We start from the raw sequence: 14,329 nt of genomic DNA on the forward strand, positions 1-14,329 counted from the left end.
TCGGGGTAGCGTGCCCGCCCGTGAGCACTCCGCCTCCCCAGCACGTCCGGGCCGCCTTCGGCGCCAAGAACGCGGAGCCCGTGCTGATCGAGCGCGGGCCCGTGTGGCGCTGCGACGATGTCGCGCTGCGCCCGGCGAGCAGCCCGGCGGAGGCGGCGTGGGTCGCGCAGACCCTCGGTGAGCTGCACGTTCCCGATCTGCGCATCGCCCGCCCGATCCGGTCGAGCGACGGCAGGTACGTCGTCGGCGGGTGGGCGGGTTTCCGGTTCATCGAGGGCAGGGCCGAGCCGCGCTACGACGAGGTGGTGTCCGCGTCGCTGCGGCTGCACCAGGCCACGGCTGATCTGCCCCGGCCGCGCTTCCTCAACCTGCGGGCCGATGTGTTCGCGCTGGCCGACCGCGCGGCGTGGGGTGAGGAGAAGGCCCCGCTGGACGTCGACTTGGGCGGCAAGCTGTTCGACGAGTTCGCCGAGCGCCGCGCCAAGGTCGGGCTGAAGTCCCAGGTCGTCCACGGCGACCTGTTCGGCAACGTGCTGTTCGTCGGCGAGGCCGCGCCCGGGATCATCGACTTCACCGCCTTCCACCGCCCGGCCGAGTGGGCCGCGGCCGTGGTCGTCGTGGACGCGATGGCGTGGGGCGGCGCCGACGACGCGATCGCGAAGCGCTGGTCACACCTGCCGGAGTGGCCCCAGGCGTTATTGCACGCCCTGCTGTTCCGCCTGGCCGTGCACGCTTTGCACCCGAAGTCGACCCCGCGATCGATGCGCGGCCTTGAGCGGGCCGCGCACCAGATCGGCGAGATGGTCTAGATCGCGAAGCAGTTCAGGTGGACGGCCTGGAGGTTCAGGGCGTCCCGGACTCCGTCGTAGACCGTTCCGTCGGTGGCCAACGCGATGTGGCCCACGACGCGGAACGGGCACTGGCTCTGGATGAGGACATTGGTGGCGCCGTCGTTCATCGCGGCGTTGCCGACCGGGCGAACCAGTTCGTCCTGCAGCGTATAGAGATTCGTGTACCGGACCGCGCCGACTGTGTCGTCGCCCGCGTTGAGGTCGTTGAGGAACGCCGACCCGACCTCCATCTGCGAACAGGACACCCCGCAGATCCCGTCGGTGAAGAACGACGACAGGTTGGCGATCGCGGTCCCGTAGTTGGGTGTCCCCAGGTTCACCAGGCTGCCGACTTCCGTCGCGCCGCCTTCGTTCTTGATGTACCGGCGGGCGACCAGGCCACCCTGGGAGTGCGTGACCATGTCGACCTTGGCCGCGCCCGTGCGCGAGCGGAACGCGTCGGCGAAGGTGTTCAGGTCGCGGGCGGAGGTCCGGATGTCGGCCCGGCCGAGCTGGGTGAGCTGGAAGATCGCCACCTGTCGCCCGTCGGCGCGCAGTCGGGCGGCCAGCGGTTCGTAGAAGAAAGCCGGGCCGAACGTCCCCGCGACGATCACCACCGGTGGCGGTGTGGCGGCGGTCGCGGTGGGAGTGAGAGTCGCGGCCAGCGCGGTGGCGGCGGTCACGGCTAACAGTCGACGGATCACAGAGGCCTCCTTGCCCAGTGAACTACTCGTCGGTAGATGTGTAACCCGGCTCACATTACTGGCGCGTCAAGGTCGCGTACAGAGCGGAGCGATCAGGCGGCTCACGCCCTCGAAACGGGTTCTGCGCAGGCAAGTTGTTCTGCCCGAAACATTCGCGAGCATTCGGGTAACACCGCGTCCTTACCGTCGGATCGACCCCAAATCGATCCGGAGGACCCGATGACGCAGGTCGCCGCGCCCGCCGTCGACACGCACTGTCCGTACTGCGCGCTGCAGTGCGGCATGCGGATGACCGGGGTGCGGGTCGAGCCGCGCGAGTTCCCCACCAACCGGGGCGGGCTCTGCCAGAAGGGCTGGACCTCCGGCACGCTGCTGACCTCCCCGAACCGCCTCACCACGCCGCTCGTCCGGGTGGATGGCGAGCTGCGCCCCGCGCCGTGGGATGTCGCGCTCGACCTCGTCGCGGCGAAGCTCACGGCGATCCAGAAGGCCCACGGCAAGGACGCGGTCGCGATCTTCGGTGGGGGCGGGCTCACCAACGAGAAGTCCTACGCGCTCGGCAAGTTCGCCCGGGTGGCGCTCGGCACGTCCCAGATCGACTACAACGGCCGCTTCTGCATGTCCTCGGCCGCCGCCGCGGGCATCCGGGCGTTCGGGCTCGACCGGGGGATGCCGTTCCCGGTGAGTGACCTCACCAGCGCCGACGCCGTCCTGCTCATCGGCGCCAACCCGGCCGAGACCATGCCGCCGTTCGTGCAGCACCTGACCAACTCCGGGCGCTCGGGCGGACTGATCGTGGTCGACCCGCGCCGGACGCCGACCGCCGAGCAGGCCACCCTCCACCTCCAGCCGCGGCCGGGCACGGATCTGGCGCTCGCGCTGGGAATCCTGCACGCCGTGGTCGCCGACGGCCACGCCCGCACCGACTACATCAACGCCCGCACCACCGGCTTCGACGCGGCGTGGCGGATCGCGGCGGCGTGGTGGCCGGAGCGGGTCGAGCGGGTGACCGGGGTCGCCGCGGCCGACCAGCGCAAGGTCGCCGCCATCCTCGCCGCGGCCGACAAGGCGTACATCCTCACCGCGCGGGGCACCGAGCAGCACGCGCGAGGCACCGACATGGTCGGCGCGTGGATCAACCTGGCGCTGGCGCTCGGGCTGCCAGGCAAGCCCGGTTCCGGCTACGGCTGCCTGACCGGCCAAGGCAACGGGCAGGGCGGCCGCGAGCACGGTCAGAAGGCAGACCAGCTCCCCGGCTACCGCAAGATCGACGACCCGGCCGCCCGCGCGCACGTCGCCGGGGTCTGGGGCGTGGACCCGGATTCGCTGCCCGGACCGGGCCGCTCGGCCTACGAGCTGCTCGACGCGCTCGGCACCGAGAGCGGGCCGCGGGCGCTGATGGTGTTCGGCAGCAACGTGATCGTCTCGGCGCCGCGTTCCGGCCGGGTCGCCGAACGACTGTCCGATTTGGACTTCCTGGTGGTGGCGGACTTCGTGCTCTCGGAGACCGCCGCGCAGGCCGACGTCGTCCTCCCGGTCACCCAGTGGGCCGAGGAAGACGGCACCATGACCAACCTCGAAGGCCGCGTTCTCCTGCGCACCAAGGCACTCGACGCGCCGGACGGGGTGCGCAGCGACCTGGAGGTCCTGCACGGGCTGGCCGTCCGGCTGGGGCAGCCGGACGGCCGCTTCCCGGTCGACCCGGAGACGGTGTTCACCGAACTGCGCGAGGCGTCCAAGGGTGGCGTGGCCGACTACGCGGGCGTCACCTACGACCGCCTGCGCGCGGGGGAGGCCCTGCACTGGCCGGTTCCCGATGTCGACCACCCCGGCACGCCGCGTGTCTTCCTCGACCGGTTCGCCCATCCGGACGGCCGCGCCCGCTTCGCCGCCGTCGACCACACCGGCCCGGCCGAGTCGCTCGACGACGACTTCCCGCTGCTGGCCACCACCGGCCGCGTCCTGCAGCACTACCAGTCCGGCGCGCAGACCCGACTGGTCGAAGAGCTGAACAACGCCGTGCCCGAGGTGTACGTCGAGGTCCACCCGGACACCGCCGACCGCGCGGGCCTGACCGATGGCGGCATGGCGCGGGTCGTGTCCCGGCGCGGCGAGATGACCGCGCGGGTGCGGCACGTGGCGTCGATGCGGACGGACACGGTGTTCCTGCCGTTCCACTTCCCCGGGGAGCAGCGCGCGAACCTGCTCACCAATCCCGCTCTCGATCCCACTAGCCGAATGCCTGAGTTCAAGGTGTGCGCAGTTCGACTGGAGGCCTCATGACCGAGCTCGCGAGGGAATCATCGACGCCGTCCGCGCGACGAATCGTCATTGTCGGGTACGGAATGGCCGGATCTCGGCTCGCCGAGGAGATTCGCCGCCGCGATCGCTCAGGCGAGCGGGCGCAGGTCACCGTCATCGGTACCGAGCGGCACGCTGCCTACAACCGTGTCCTGCTGTCGGCCGTCGTGGCCGGGTCGATGACGCCGGAATCCGTGCGGCTGCACGACGTCGACTGGGCGGCCGACCACGGCATCGACCTGCGGCTGGGGACGACCGTCACCGCGATCGACCGCGACGCGCGCCGTGTCACGCTCGACGACGGATCCACTGTGGACTACGACGCGCTCGTCCTGGCCACCGGCAGCAAGGCGTGGGTCCCGCCGACCGAGGGCCTGCAGCTCGAAGACGGTTCACTAGCCCCGGGCGTGGCCACCTTCCGCGACCTGGACGACTGCGCCGCGATCCTCGAACACGCCCGCCCCGGTGCGCCTGTCGCCGTTCTCGGTGGCGGCCTGCTCGGCCTGGAAGCCGCGCGCGGCTTGGCTGGGCGCGGCAGTCTGGTGACCGTTGTGCACCCGGTGGGGCACCTGATGGAACGCCAGCTCGACCCGGCGGGCGGCGGTGTTCTCGCCAAGACGTTGGGCGAGTTGGGCATCGAGTTCCGCCTCGGCCGGTTCGCCGCGCGCTACGTCCCCGGCGACGGCCTGAAACTGGACGACGGCAGCCATGTCCCCGCCGACTTGGTCGTCGTGTCCGCCGGTGTGCGGGCCGACACCGCGCTGGCCGAGTCGATCGGGCTGGCCGTCGACCGCGGCATCGTCGTGGACGACTCGCTGCGCACCAGCGACCACCGCGTCCACGCGATCGGCGACTGCGTCGTGCACCCCGGCACCGTGTCCGGTCTCGTGCAGCCCGCGTGGGAGCAGGCCGAGGTGCTGGCCGACCTGCTGACCGGCGAGAACCCGGCCGCCCGCTACAAGGGCACGCCCGTGGTCACCCGCCTCAAGGCAAAGGGCGTCGACCTCGCCGCGCTCGGCGACGTGCACGCCGAGGTCGACGGCGACGCGGAAGTCCTTTGCCTGCAAGACCCCGTGCGCGGTCGCTACGCCAAGCTCGTCATCCGCGACGACCGGGTCGCGGGCGCCATCGTGCTCGGCGCCCCCGACGCGGCGGCCACGATCACCCAGCTCTACGACGCCAAGACCCCCGCGCCGACCGACCGGCTCGGCCTGCTTCTGGGCCGCGCGCTGCCTTCCGGCGGCTCTGTCGCGCACTCGCCAGCTGATCTTCCCGCAGCATCGGTGGTTTGTCGGTGTAACACAGTCACAAAGGGACAGTTGGTGAAAGCTTGGCGGGCGGGCGCGGGCACCGTGCCCGAGCTGGCCGCTGTGACCAGGGCGACAACCGGCTGCGGCACGTGCACCGACGCGGTCTGCGGCATCGTCGACTGGCTGTCACGCGCCTGAGCCTCACAACCCGGTCCGCCTGAACGTGCGGACAAAGTGCCTTCCGCGTCATCGCGGGGCACGCGCCCGAAATCCCCGATTCGTAGCGTCTGCGCATCAGCAGTACGAGGAGGACACCCCCATGACGTTGGCAGCCGAGTCCCCGCCCACGACCGAGCCGAAGTCCGCGCCGCGCAAGGGCCGCTGGATCGACAACTGGGAGCCCGAGAACGAGGAGTTCTGGGAGAAGACGGGCAAGCCCATCGCCCGCCGCAACCTGATCTTCTCCATCTTCGCCGAGCACCTCGGGTTCTCCATCTGGGTCCTGTGGTCCGTCGTCGTGCTGAACCTGTCGAACGCCGGCTTCGGTGGCGGCACGCCGTTCGCCCCCAGCGAGCTGTTCTGGCTGACCGCGCTGCCGAACCTGGTCGGCTCGGCGCTGCGCATCCCCTACACCTTCGCGGTGCCGAAGTTCGGCGGTCGCGTGTGGACGGCCATCAGCGCCGCGCTGCTGCTGATCCCGACCACGGCGCTGGCCGCGATGGTCCACTTCGACTTCGTCCGCAACCAGTCGCACGACACGCAGTTCACGATCATGCTGGTCATCGCCGCCCTCGCGGGCGTCGGCGGCGGCAACTTCTCCTCCTCGATGGCGAACATCTCGTTCTTCTACCCGGAGAAGCGCAAGGGCCTGGCCCTCGGCCTCAACGCCGCGGGCGGCAACCTCGGCGTCGCGGTCGTGCAGCTGCTGACGCCGCTGGTCATCATCGTCGGTGTCCCGTTCGCCATCGCCAAGAACCCGGTCCACCCGGTGCACCTGGCCTACGCGGGCATCATGTGGATACCGTTCATCGTCGCCGCGATGGTGTGCGCGTGGTTCTTCATGGACAGCCTGAGCATGGCGAAGGCCGACACCAAGTCGTATGCCACGTGCCTGAAGCAGTCGCAGACCTGGGTCATGTCGATCCTCTACATCGGCACGTTCGGCTCGTTCATCGGGTTCTCGTTCGCGCTGCCGCTGGTCATCAAGCTCACCTTCCCCGAGTTCCTGGCGCAGAATCCGTTCATCGGCACCTACCTGGCGGGTCTCGGCTTCCTCGGCGCGCTGATCGGTTCGTTCACGCGTCCGTTCGGAGGGTGGCTGTCGGACCGGGTCGGCGGGGCGAAGGTGACCCTGTGGGTGTTCATCGCCATGGCCGGGTTCACGATGCTGGCGATGTACGGGGTGAACCAGCGGAGCTTCCCGATCTTCTTCAGCTCCTACATGGTGATCTTCGCGCTCTCCGGTGCGGGCAACGGGTCCACGTATCGGATGATTCCGGTCATCTTCGGTGCGCTGGGGCGCAAGGAGGTCGCGGAGAAGGGCGGTGACAAGGACGCGGTGCTGCTGAGCTTCAAGCGGCAGGCAGCGGCTGTCATCGGCATCGCGGGCGCGATCGGCGCCTTCGGTGGATTCCTGATCCAGCAGATCTTCCGGCTGGCGAGCGTTCCGGTGAGCGCGGCGGTGAACAGCGCGAAGACCGTGGAGGCGAAGGCGGCGGCCGCCGCCGCCAACGCGGACTGGTCGACGTCGGCGCTGGGCATCTTCATCGCGGCTTATGTGGTGTTCGCCGGGATGACCTGGTTCTTCTATCTGAGGAAGTCGACCGAGACCTCTCGGGTGCAGAGCCTGGCTTACGCGGGCGTCTGACCCAGGGACGAGCAAGAGGCGGTCCGCACCACTCGGTGCGGGCCGCCTCTCGTCGTGTCGGGGTGTCGTGGCTCACGCGCACGTGCTTTTGACCTGCGGAGGGAGGGATACGTAACAGGGGTGCAACAGGGGAGAAGTCGGGTCGACACGGGCGGAACGCACTCTTGTCTGAGCATCAAACCCTCGGGAGGCACCGGTATGGCGCGGACACTCGTCGTCGTCGGCAACGGAATGGTGGGGCACCGCCTGGTTCAGGCGCTGCGCGACCGGGACGTCGAGCGCGGCTGGCGGGTCGTGGTGCTGGCCGAGGAGGCGCGGCCCGCGTACGACCGGGTCGCCCTGACGTCCTATGTGGACAGCTGGGATCCGCTGGCCCTGCAGCTCGACGGTGCCGAGTTCGCCGGGGACGACCACGTCGAGCTGGTGCTCGGCGACGCGGTCACGGCCATCGACCGGGGTGCCCGGAAGGTCACCACGGCGTCCGGCCGCGTTCAGGGCTATGACGTTCTCGTGCTGGCGACCGGTTCGTTCCCGTTCGTGCCGCCGGTGCCCGGCCGTGACCTGCCCGGCTGCCACGTCTACCGGACCATCGACGACCTCGACGCCATCAAGGCTTCCGCCGAGCGAGCCCGGCAGGGCAAGGGCCGTGGCGCCGCGATGGTCGTCGGCGGTGGTCTGCTCGGGCTTGAGGCCGCGAAGGCGTTGCGCGACATGGGGTTGTCGCCGCACGTGGTCGAGCTTGGGCCGCGGCTGATGCCGCTGCAGGTCGACGAAGGCGGCGGGGCGCTGCTCAAGCGGCTCATCGAGGGGCTCGACGTCACCGTGCACGCGGGCGCGTCCACGTCCTCCATCGAGGAGGACCGCGGGCGGCTGCTCGCCAAGCTCTCCAACGGGATCGAGCTGGACCTCGACCTCGTGGTCTTCTCCGCGGGCATCCGCCCGCGCGACCAGCTCGCCCGCGACGCCGGCCTCGCCGTCGGCGAGCGCGGCGGCATCATGGTGGACGCGGGCTGCCGCACCACCGATCCCGACATCTACGCCATCGGCGAGTGCGCCAACCTCGACGGCATGGTCTACGGCCTGGTCGCCCCGGGCTACTCGATGGCCGAGATCGTCGCCGACCGGATCCTCGGTGGGACGGCGAGCTTCCCCGGTGCCGACATGTCGACCAAGCTGAAGCTTCTCGGCGTCGACGTGGCCAGCTTCGGTGACGCGCACGCGGCCACCGAGGGCGCGCTCGAAGTCGTGTTCAACGACGCGGTCAAGGGTTCCTACAAGAAGCTCGTCATCTCCGACGACGCGAAGACGCTGCTCGGTGGCGTCCTGGTCGGCGACGCGAGCGACTACGCGATGCTGCGGCCGATGGTCGGGCGCGCGCTCCCCGGCGACCCTGGCGCGATCCTCGCGCCGTCCGGCGGTGGTGGCGGAGTCGGCATCGACGCGCTGCCCGACGAGGCGCAGGTGTGTTCCTGCAACGCGGTCAGCAAGGGCGACATCAAGCACGCCATCCTCGAGGGCGGCTGCCAGGACGTGCCGTCGCTGAAGTCCTGCACCAAGGCGGGCACGTCGTGCGGCTCGTGTGTGCCGATGCTCAAGCAGCTGCTCGGCGCGTGCGGTGTCGAGCAGTCCAAGGCGCTGTGCGAGCACTTCAGCCAGTCGCGCGCGGAGCTGTTCGAGATCGTGCGGGTCACCGGGATCCGGACGTTCAGCGACCTCGTCGCCCAGCACGGGGCCGGGCGCGGCTGCGACATCTGCAAGCCCGCCGTCGCGTCGATCCTCGCCTCGCTCGGCAGTGAGCACATCCTGGCGGGCGAGCAGGTCACGCTGCAGGACACCAACGACAAGTACCTGGCCAACATGCAGCGCAACGGCACGTACTCCGTGGTGCCGCGCATCCCCGGCGGCGAGATCACCCCGGAGAAGCTCATGGTGATCGCCCAGGTCGCCCAGGACTACGGGCTCTACACCAAGATCACCGGCGGGCAGCGCATCGACCTGTTCGGCGCCACCGTCGACCAGCTCCCGGCGATCTGGAAGCGGCTGGTGGACGCGGGCTTCGAGTCCGGCCACGCCTACGGCAAGGCGCTGCGCACGGTGAAGTCGTGCGTCGGCTCCACCTGGTGCCGCTACGGCGTGCAGGACTCCGTCGGCCTGGCCATCGAGCTGGAGCTGCGCTACCGCGGCCTGCGCGCGCCGCACAAGCTCAAGTCGGCGGTGTCCGGCTGCGCCCGCGAGTGCGCCGAGGCGCGGGGCAAGGACTTCGGGATCATCGCCACCGAGAACGGCTGGAACCTCTACGTCGGCGGCAACGGCGGGATGATGCCCCGGCACGCCGACCTCCTGGTGTCCGAAGTGGACAAGGAGACGCTGCTGAAGGTGATCGACCGGTTCCTGATGTTCTACATCCGCACCGCCGACCGCCTGCAGCGCACTTCGACCTGGCTGGACAGCCTCGAAGGCGGGCTCGACCACCTGCGCGACGTCGTCGTCGACGACAGCCTGGGGCTCTGCGCGGAACTGGAGGCGCAGATGGCCCGCCACGTCGAGGGCTACGCCGACGAGTGGGCAGGCGTGCTCGCCGACCCGGAGAAGCTGGCCCGGTTCAGCTCGTTCGTCAACGCGCCCGGCACGCCGGACCCGACGATCACCTTCCGCGAGGAGCGCGGTCAGAAGGTTCCCGGCGACAAGGTCCCCGTTCTGCTCGGTATCCCGGAGGTGAGTGCCCGATGACCGCGGAAGCTGTGTTGGCCACCGAGACTTGGGTCGAGGTCTGCCCCGTCGACCGGCTCGGCCGCGAGCAGGGCGTCGCCGTCCTGCTGCCCGACGGCACCCAGGTCGCGGTGTTCCGCACCCACGACGACGCGCTGTACGCGGTCTCCAATGTGGACCCGTTCAGCGGCGCGGCGGTGCTCTCACGCGGTATCGTCGGTGATCTCGGCGGCGTGCCCGTCGTGGCGTCCCCGATGCACAAACAGCACTTCGATCTGCGCACGGGGGTGTGCCTGGAAGACGCCGACGTGTCAGTCCCCACATACCCGGTGTGCGTCCTGGATGCGACCATCCTGTTGGGGCGGCTATGACCATGCTCCTGGAGGTGCCCGAGGTGATCGACACACCGATAGCCCCGCTCGCGGGCTACACGATCGGTGTCACCGCCGCGCGCCGCGCGGACGAGCTGGGCGCCCTGATGGAGCGACGCGGCGCCACCGTGCTGCACGGGGCCGCCATCCGCATCATCCCGCTGGCCGACGACAGCGACCTGCTCGCGGCCACCACCAGCCTGCTCGACGGCCCGGTCGACGTGGCGGTGGCCACCACCGGCATCGGCTTCCGCGGCTGGATCGAGGCCGCCGACGGCTGGGGCCTCGGCCCGCAGCTGCTCGCGGTGCTCAAGACCGCCGCCGTCCTGGCGCGCGGCCCCAAGGCCAAGGGCGCGGTCCGGGCCGCCGGGCTGGTCGAGACGTGGTCCCCGGAGTCGGAGGCCAGCGCCGAACTTCTGGACTACCTGCTGGCAGAGGGCGTCCAGGGCAAGCGCATCGCCGTGCAGCTGCACGGTGAGCCACTGCGCGAATTCGTCGACGCCCTGCGCGCGGCCGGGGCCGAGGTCGTGGAGATCCCGGTCTACCGCTGGACCGGCCCCGCCGACCCGGCGCCGCTGGAGCGCCTGCTCGACGCGGTCCTCGCGGGCCAGGTCGACGCGCTGACCTTCACCAGCGCGCCCGCCGCGGCGAGCGTGCTGGAGACCGCCGACCGCCAAGGCAGGCTCGACGCGCTGCTGGAGATGCTGCGCACGCGCGTACTCGTGGTGGGCGTGGGGTCGATCACGGCGGGTCCGCTGGTCGCGGCCGGGGTGCCGGTGGTGTGCCCGGACCGCGCCCGGATCGGTGCTCTCGTCCGCGAACTGGCGGTGGCGCTGCCGCAGCGCGCCGTGCGGCTGCCGATCGAGGGCCGCGAACTCGAACTGCGCGGCCAGGCCGTGGTGTTCGACGGCGAACTGCGCCCGGTGCCGCCCGCGCCGATGGCTTTGCTGCGCGCGTTGGCGGCGACGCCGGGCCGGGTGCTGTCGCGCCCAGCGCTGGCCGGGGTGCTGCGCAAACACTCGGGCCGGGAGACGGGCGTCGACGAGCACGCCGTGGAAACCGCGGTCGGCAGGCTGCGCGCGGCGCTGGGTGCGCCGACGCTGGTGCAGACCGTGGTGAAGCGCGGCTACCGGTTGGCGGTACCGCTCACGTGACCCTCATCCTCGTAGCGCACGGGACCCGAGCGGCCTCCGGTGCGCGGACCACCCACGCGCTGGCCGACGAAGTCCGGCACCTGCTGCCCGAGACCCCGGTGAAGGTCGCCTTCGCCGACGTCCGCGCGCCCGACGTGACCACGGTCCTGCGCTCGGTGCGCGGCCCGGCGATCGTCGTCCCGGCTTTCCTGGCTTCCGGCTACCACGTGCGGGTGGACGTCCCGGCCCAGATCGAGGCCGCCGGTCCCCGCGACGTGGTGGTCACCGCCGCTCTGGGTCCGGCCCCGAGCCTGGTCGCCGCGATGCACGAGCGGCTGGCGGAGGCCGGTTGGCGTCCAGGGGACGCGGTCGTCATGGCCGCGGCAGGCTCCTCGGACCCACGAGCCCTCGCCGACGTCCGCCGCGCGGCTCTGTTGTTGGGCGCACGGACCGGCGGCGTCGTGCGGATCGGCTACGCGGCCACGGCTCAGCCCGGGATCGCGGAGGTCGTGGCCGAGGTGCGGGAATCGGCCGCGCGGGTCGCGGTGGCGTCGTGGCTGTTGGCGCCCGGGCTGTTCCAGCGGGCGGTCGCGGGGTGCCCGGCGGACGTGGTCGCCGAGCCGTTGGGGGACCACCCGAAGGTCGCTGACCTGGTCGTCCGCCGGTATGCCGAAGGTCTCTTCTACCGGGCCGCGGCGTAACGGCGGAGGCTCCGGCACCGAGACGCTGGTCATGAAACTCGTCGCGTGCCTGCTGCTCCTGCTCATCGCGGGCTGCGCCACTCCCGTCACCGGCACCGCGTCCGGCTCGTCCCAGACCACCACGGCTGAGCCCACCACGACAGCCGAGCCCACGGCGACGACCCGCAAGCCGTTGACGACGATCAAGACCACGCTGCCCACGACCAAGGCCACGGCCCGCCCGATCCCCACGGTCGACGAGAGCGCCCCGTCCAAGTACTGCGACCAGCTCTTCAAGGGTGCGCTGGGCAAGGACATGCACGCCGTGGTCGTGGAGACCCCTTCCGGCCGCGTCAACTGCGACCAGGCGGGCGCCGTCCTGTTCGACTACTACGCCGAGCGCCCCACACCCGACCCGGCCTTGCCGCCGATCGAGGTCGCCGGCTTCACCTGCGCCCAGGCCCCAGAACCCGCCCTCCCACAGGCCATCTGCACAGACGGCGACTCGCTCATCTACTCGATGTGGCCCCAGGGCGGCTGACACTCACGAGTTGACGAGCTGGTTGACCCGCTGGAACGGACAGCCCCAGCACCTCGCCCGCTTCCCGCTGCGAAAGCCCCTGCGCGAGCAACTCGCGGACGGCCGCACGAGACTCCTCCGCCCGCAACACCTCGGCGCGGGCGAGATGGACCTCGACTTCGCTGGGAAGGGTGACTGTGATGTTCAGATCGAACTCGGTGGCACCGGTCATGATCTCGATGAGCTCGGCCGCCATGGGCCGCACGTTCCGATGGCGGGGGGCCTGGGTGGACCGGTCGATCTCGGGAACCCGGACCATCCAGAACCTGCCGTCGCGAGACACATCGACCTGATAGGTCTTCACGCCCGCCACCACCCTTTCCCGAGAACGCCGGGCACTCCTCGCATGTCGACAGCGAATCGCTCTCACCGAACTCGGCATGCGGGGGATCTGGATCATGGTTTCAGCCAGCTCGAACACACATCAAGATCGCCCAGAGGGTTCCCTCGAAGGTGTGGCCCAAGCGCGGTCCGGCGTTCTATCCTCACCGCACGGCGAGTTCCGCGCCGAACCTCCTGACCCGGCTCCCACGCCGTCGGGCACCCGCGGAGGCAAAGGGGACGCAGGCGCCTCGGGACGCGAACCGCAGCCACCTGGACGATGATCACAGGGGCGGGACGACAAGCGTGGGTAGCTCGTCACGCCCAAGGTGATCAGGACAGGTTTGGCGATGACGGACAAGAAGCAGCTCAAGGCGCGCATTCGGGCGCGCATGGCCAAGACCGGTGAGCGGTACTCCACCGCCCGCGCCCACCTGGTCGGCGTGGCCCCAACCGATCACGGCTGGACCCTCCGCGGTGGGCAGGACCCCGAGTCGGCGGCGCTGGCCAAGCAGCTCGGGCTCGATGAGGCGCTCGTCTTCGGGATCAGCGGCGGCATCGGCGCCGGGTACATCCTCTGGGAGTTCAGCCACGGACCTGTGCTCACCCTCGCCTTCACCAGCCGCTGGCAGCGCATCGCCGAGCCGTCGCGGCGGGCGGCGGAGCGGCTCGGGTTCACCCTCAACGAGCAGACAGGTGGCGCCAAGACCGCGACGCGGCGGTTGAAGGAGAACCTGGACGCCGGGCGGCCGGTCATGGTCTGGCCCGACTGGTTCAACATCGGCTACTGGAACGCCCCGCCAACGCTCGACGGCCACGGCGGGCACGCCGTCCTCGCCTATGCGATCGACGGTGACCGGGTCCACCTCGACGACCGCAACCACAGCCCGCTGACCGTCCCCATCGACGACTTCGAGCGTGCCTGTGCCCGGGTCGGGTCGTACAAGAACCTCGCCCTCACCGTCGACGGCGAAGTCGACCCCGCGCGGATCGCGCCCGCCGTCCAGACGGGCATCGAGGACGTGGTCGAGTTGCTCAGCCAGCGGTCGGACTCGTTCTCGCTGCCCGCGTGGCGCAAGTGGTCGCGGATGATGACCGACCAGCGCAACAAGAAGGCGTGGCCGCGGGTCTTCGCCGACGGCGGTCTGCTCAACGCGCTCGCGTCCGTCTGGGAGGGGATCGAGCCCGCGGGCATGACCGGCGGCAACCATCGCGGCCTGTTCGCCGACTTCCTCGACCAGGCCGCCGGGATCCTCGACCGGCCCGCGTTGGGTGAGGAGGCGGAGAGGTGGCGCGAGATCGGCGGCATGTGGCACGGGCTGGCCGAGGCCGCGTTCCCCGCCGACATCCCGGTCGTCGCGCGGATCAGGGAGCTGGTTGAGACGATCTCCACAGCGGTCGGCGACGGTGACGCGGGCCGGGAGACGTGTGCGAAGGCGGCAGAAGAGCTGTGGGAGCTGCGCCTGCGTGAGCCGTTCCCCGAGGCCGAGGCCGTTTTCGCCGACATGGGCGCCCGGATCGCTGAGATCCACACCGCCGAGACCGCGGCCGTCGGAATACTTGAGAGCGCAACTAAGTTGTAG

General features: G+C 70.6%; 12 protein-coding genes. 10 read left to right on the plus strand and 2 right to left on the minus strand.

Going from position 1 to position 14,329, the window contains the following annotated elements; genetic code table 11:
• The first annotated feature begins 20 nt into the window (after positions 1-20).
• The gene (locus ACSHT8_RS28115; protein WP_436494006.1) at positions 21-809 is read left to right on the plus strand and encodes a TIGR02569 family protein; all 789 of its coding nucleotides are present in this window, start codon (positions 21-23) and stop codon (positions 807-809) included.
• On the opposite strand, the gene ACSHT8_RS28120 is transcribed toward ACSHT8_RS28115, so the two are convergent.
• Positions 806-1,534 (minus strand): lipase family alpha/beta hydrolase, encoded by a 729-nt coding sequence (locus ACSHT8_RS28120; RefSeq protein ID WP_436494008.1) that lies wholly within the window; start codon positions 1,532-1,534, stop codon positions 806-808. The genes ACSHT8_RS28115 and ACSHT8_RS28120 overlap by 4 nt on opposite strands.
• Positions 1,535-1,753: 219 nt before the next feature.
• On the opposite strand from ACSHT8_RS28120, the gene ACSHT8_RS28125 reads away from it, so the two are divergent.
• The 8 genes from ACSHT8_RS28125 (at position 1,754) to ACSHT8_RS28160 (ending at position 12,386) form a co-directional block, all read left to right on the plus strand.
• Entirely contained in the window at positions 1,754-3,817 is a 2,064-nt protein-coding gene (locus ACSHT8_RS28125; protein ID WP_436494010.1) for a molybdopterin oxidoreductase family protein, read from the plus strand.
• Complete coding sequence (locus tag ACSHT8_RS28130) at positions 3,814-5,283, plus strand: FAD-dependent oxidoreductase (protein WP_436494012.1); 1,470 nt, start codon at positions 3,814-3,816, stop codon at positions 5,281-5,283. Before ACSHT8_RS28125 ends, ACSHT8_RS28130 begins: the two co-directional genes overlap by 4 nt.
• 121 nt (positions 5,284-5,404) lie before the next feature.
• Positions 5,405-6,952 (plus strand): MFS transporter, encoded by a 1,548-nt coding sequence (locus tag ACSHT8_RS28135; RefSeq protein ID WP_436494013.1) that lies wholly within the window; start codon positions 5,405-5,407, stop codon positions 6,950-6,952.
• 198 nt (positions 6,953-7,150) lie between these two features.
• Positions 7,151-9,682, plus strand: a complete 2,532-nt coding sequence (gene nirB / locus ACSHT8_RS28140; RefSeq protein WP_436494015.1) for a nitrite reductase large subunit NirB — start codon at positions 7,151-7,153, stop codon at positions 9,680-9,682.
• The gene (gene nirD, locus ACSHT8_RS28145; protein ID WP_436494017.1) at positions 9,679-10,032 is read left to right on the plus strand and encodes a nitrite reductase small subunit NirD; all 354 of its coding nucleotides are present in this window, start codon (positions 9,679-9,681) and stop codon (positions 10,030-10,032) included. Before nirB ends, nirD begins: the two co-directional genes overlap by 4 nt.
• Entirely contained in the window at positions 10,029-11,186 is a 1,158-nt protein-coding gene (locus tag ACSHT8_RS28150) for a uroporphyrinogen-III synthase (protein ID WP_436494019.1), read from the plus strand. The genes nirD and ACSHT8_RS28150 overlap by 4 nt, the downstream gene beginning before the upstream one ends.
• The gene (locus ACSHT8_RS28155; protein ID WP_436494021.1) at positions 11,183-11,866 is read left to right on the plus strand and encodes a sirohydrochlorin chelatase; all 684 of its coding nucleotides are present in this window, start codon (positions 11,183-11,185) and stop codon (positions 11,864-11,866) included. The genes ACSHT8_RS28150 and ACSHT8_RS28155 overlap by 4 nt, the downstream gene beginning before the upstream one ends.
• A 31-nt stretch (positions 11,867-11,897) precedes the next feature.
• Positions 11,898-12,386 carry a hypothetical protein gene (locus ACSHT8_RS28160; RefSeq protein WP_436494023.1) on the plus strand — a complete coding sequence of 163 codons (489 nt, stop codon included), beginning with the start codon at positions 11,898-11,900 and terminating at the stop codon, positions 12,384-12,386.
• On the opposite strand, the gene ACSHT8_RS28165 is transcribed toward ACSHT8_RS28160, so the two are convergent.
• Positions 12,355-12,729: a hypothetical protein gene (locus tag ACSHT8_RS28165; RefSeq protein WP_436494025.1), complete on the minus strand. Its 375-nt coding sequence runs from the start codon at positions 12,727-12,729 to the stop codon at positions 12,355-12,357. The genes ACSHT8_RS28160 and ACSHT8_RS28165 overlap by 32 nt on opposite strands.
• A 367-nt stretch (positions 12,730-13,096) precedes the next feature.
• On the opposite strand from ACSHT8_RS28165, the gene ACSHT8_RS28170 reads away from it, so the two are divergent.
• Entirely contained in the window at positions 13,097-14,329 is a 1,233-nt protein-coding gene (locus tag ACSHT8_RS28170; RefSeq protein ID WP_436494027.1) for a BtrH N-terminal domain-containing protein, read from the plus strand.

Source organism: Actinokineospora sp. HUAS TT18, from assembly GCF_051364635.1.
Lineage (GTDB): Bacteria > Actinomycetota > Actinomycetes > Mycobacteriales > Pseudonocardiaceae > Actinokineospora.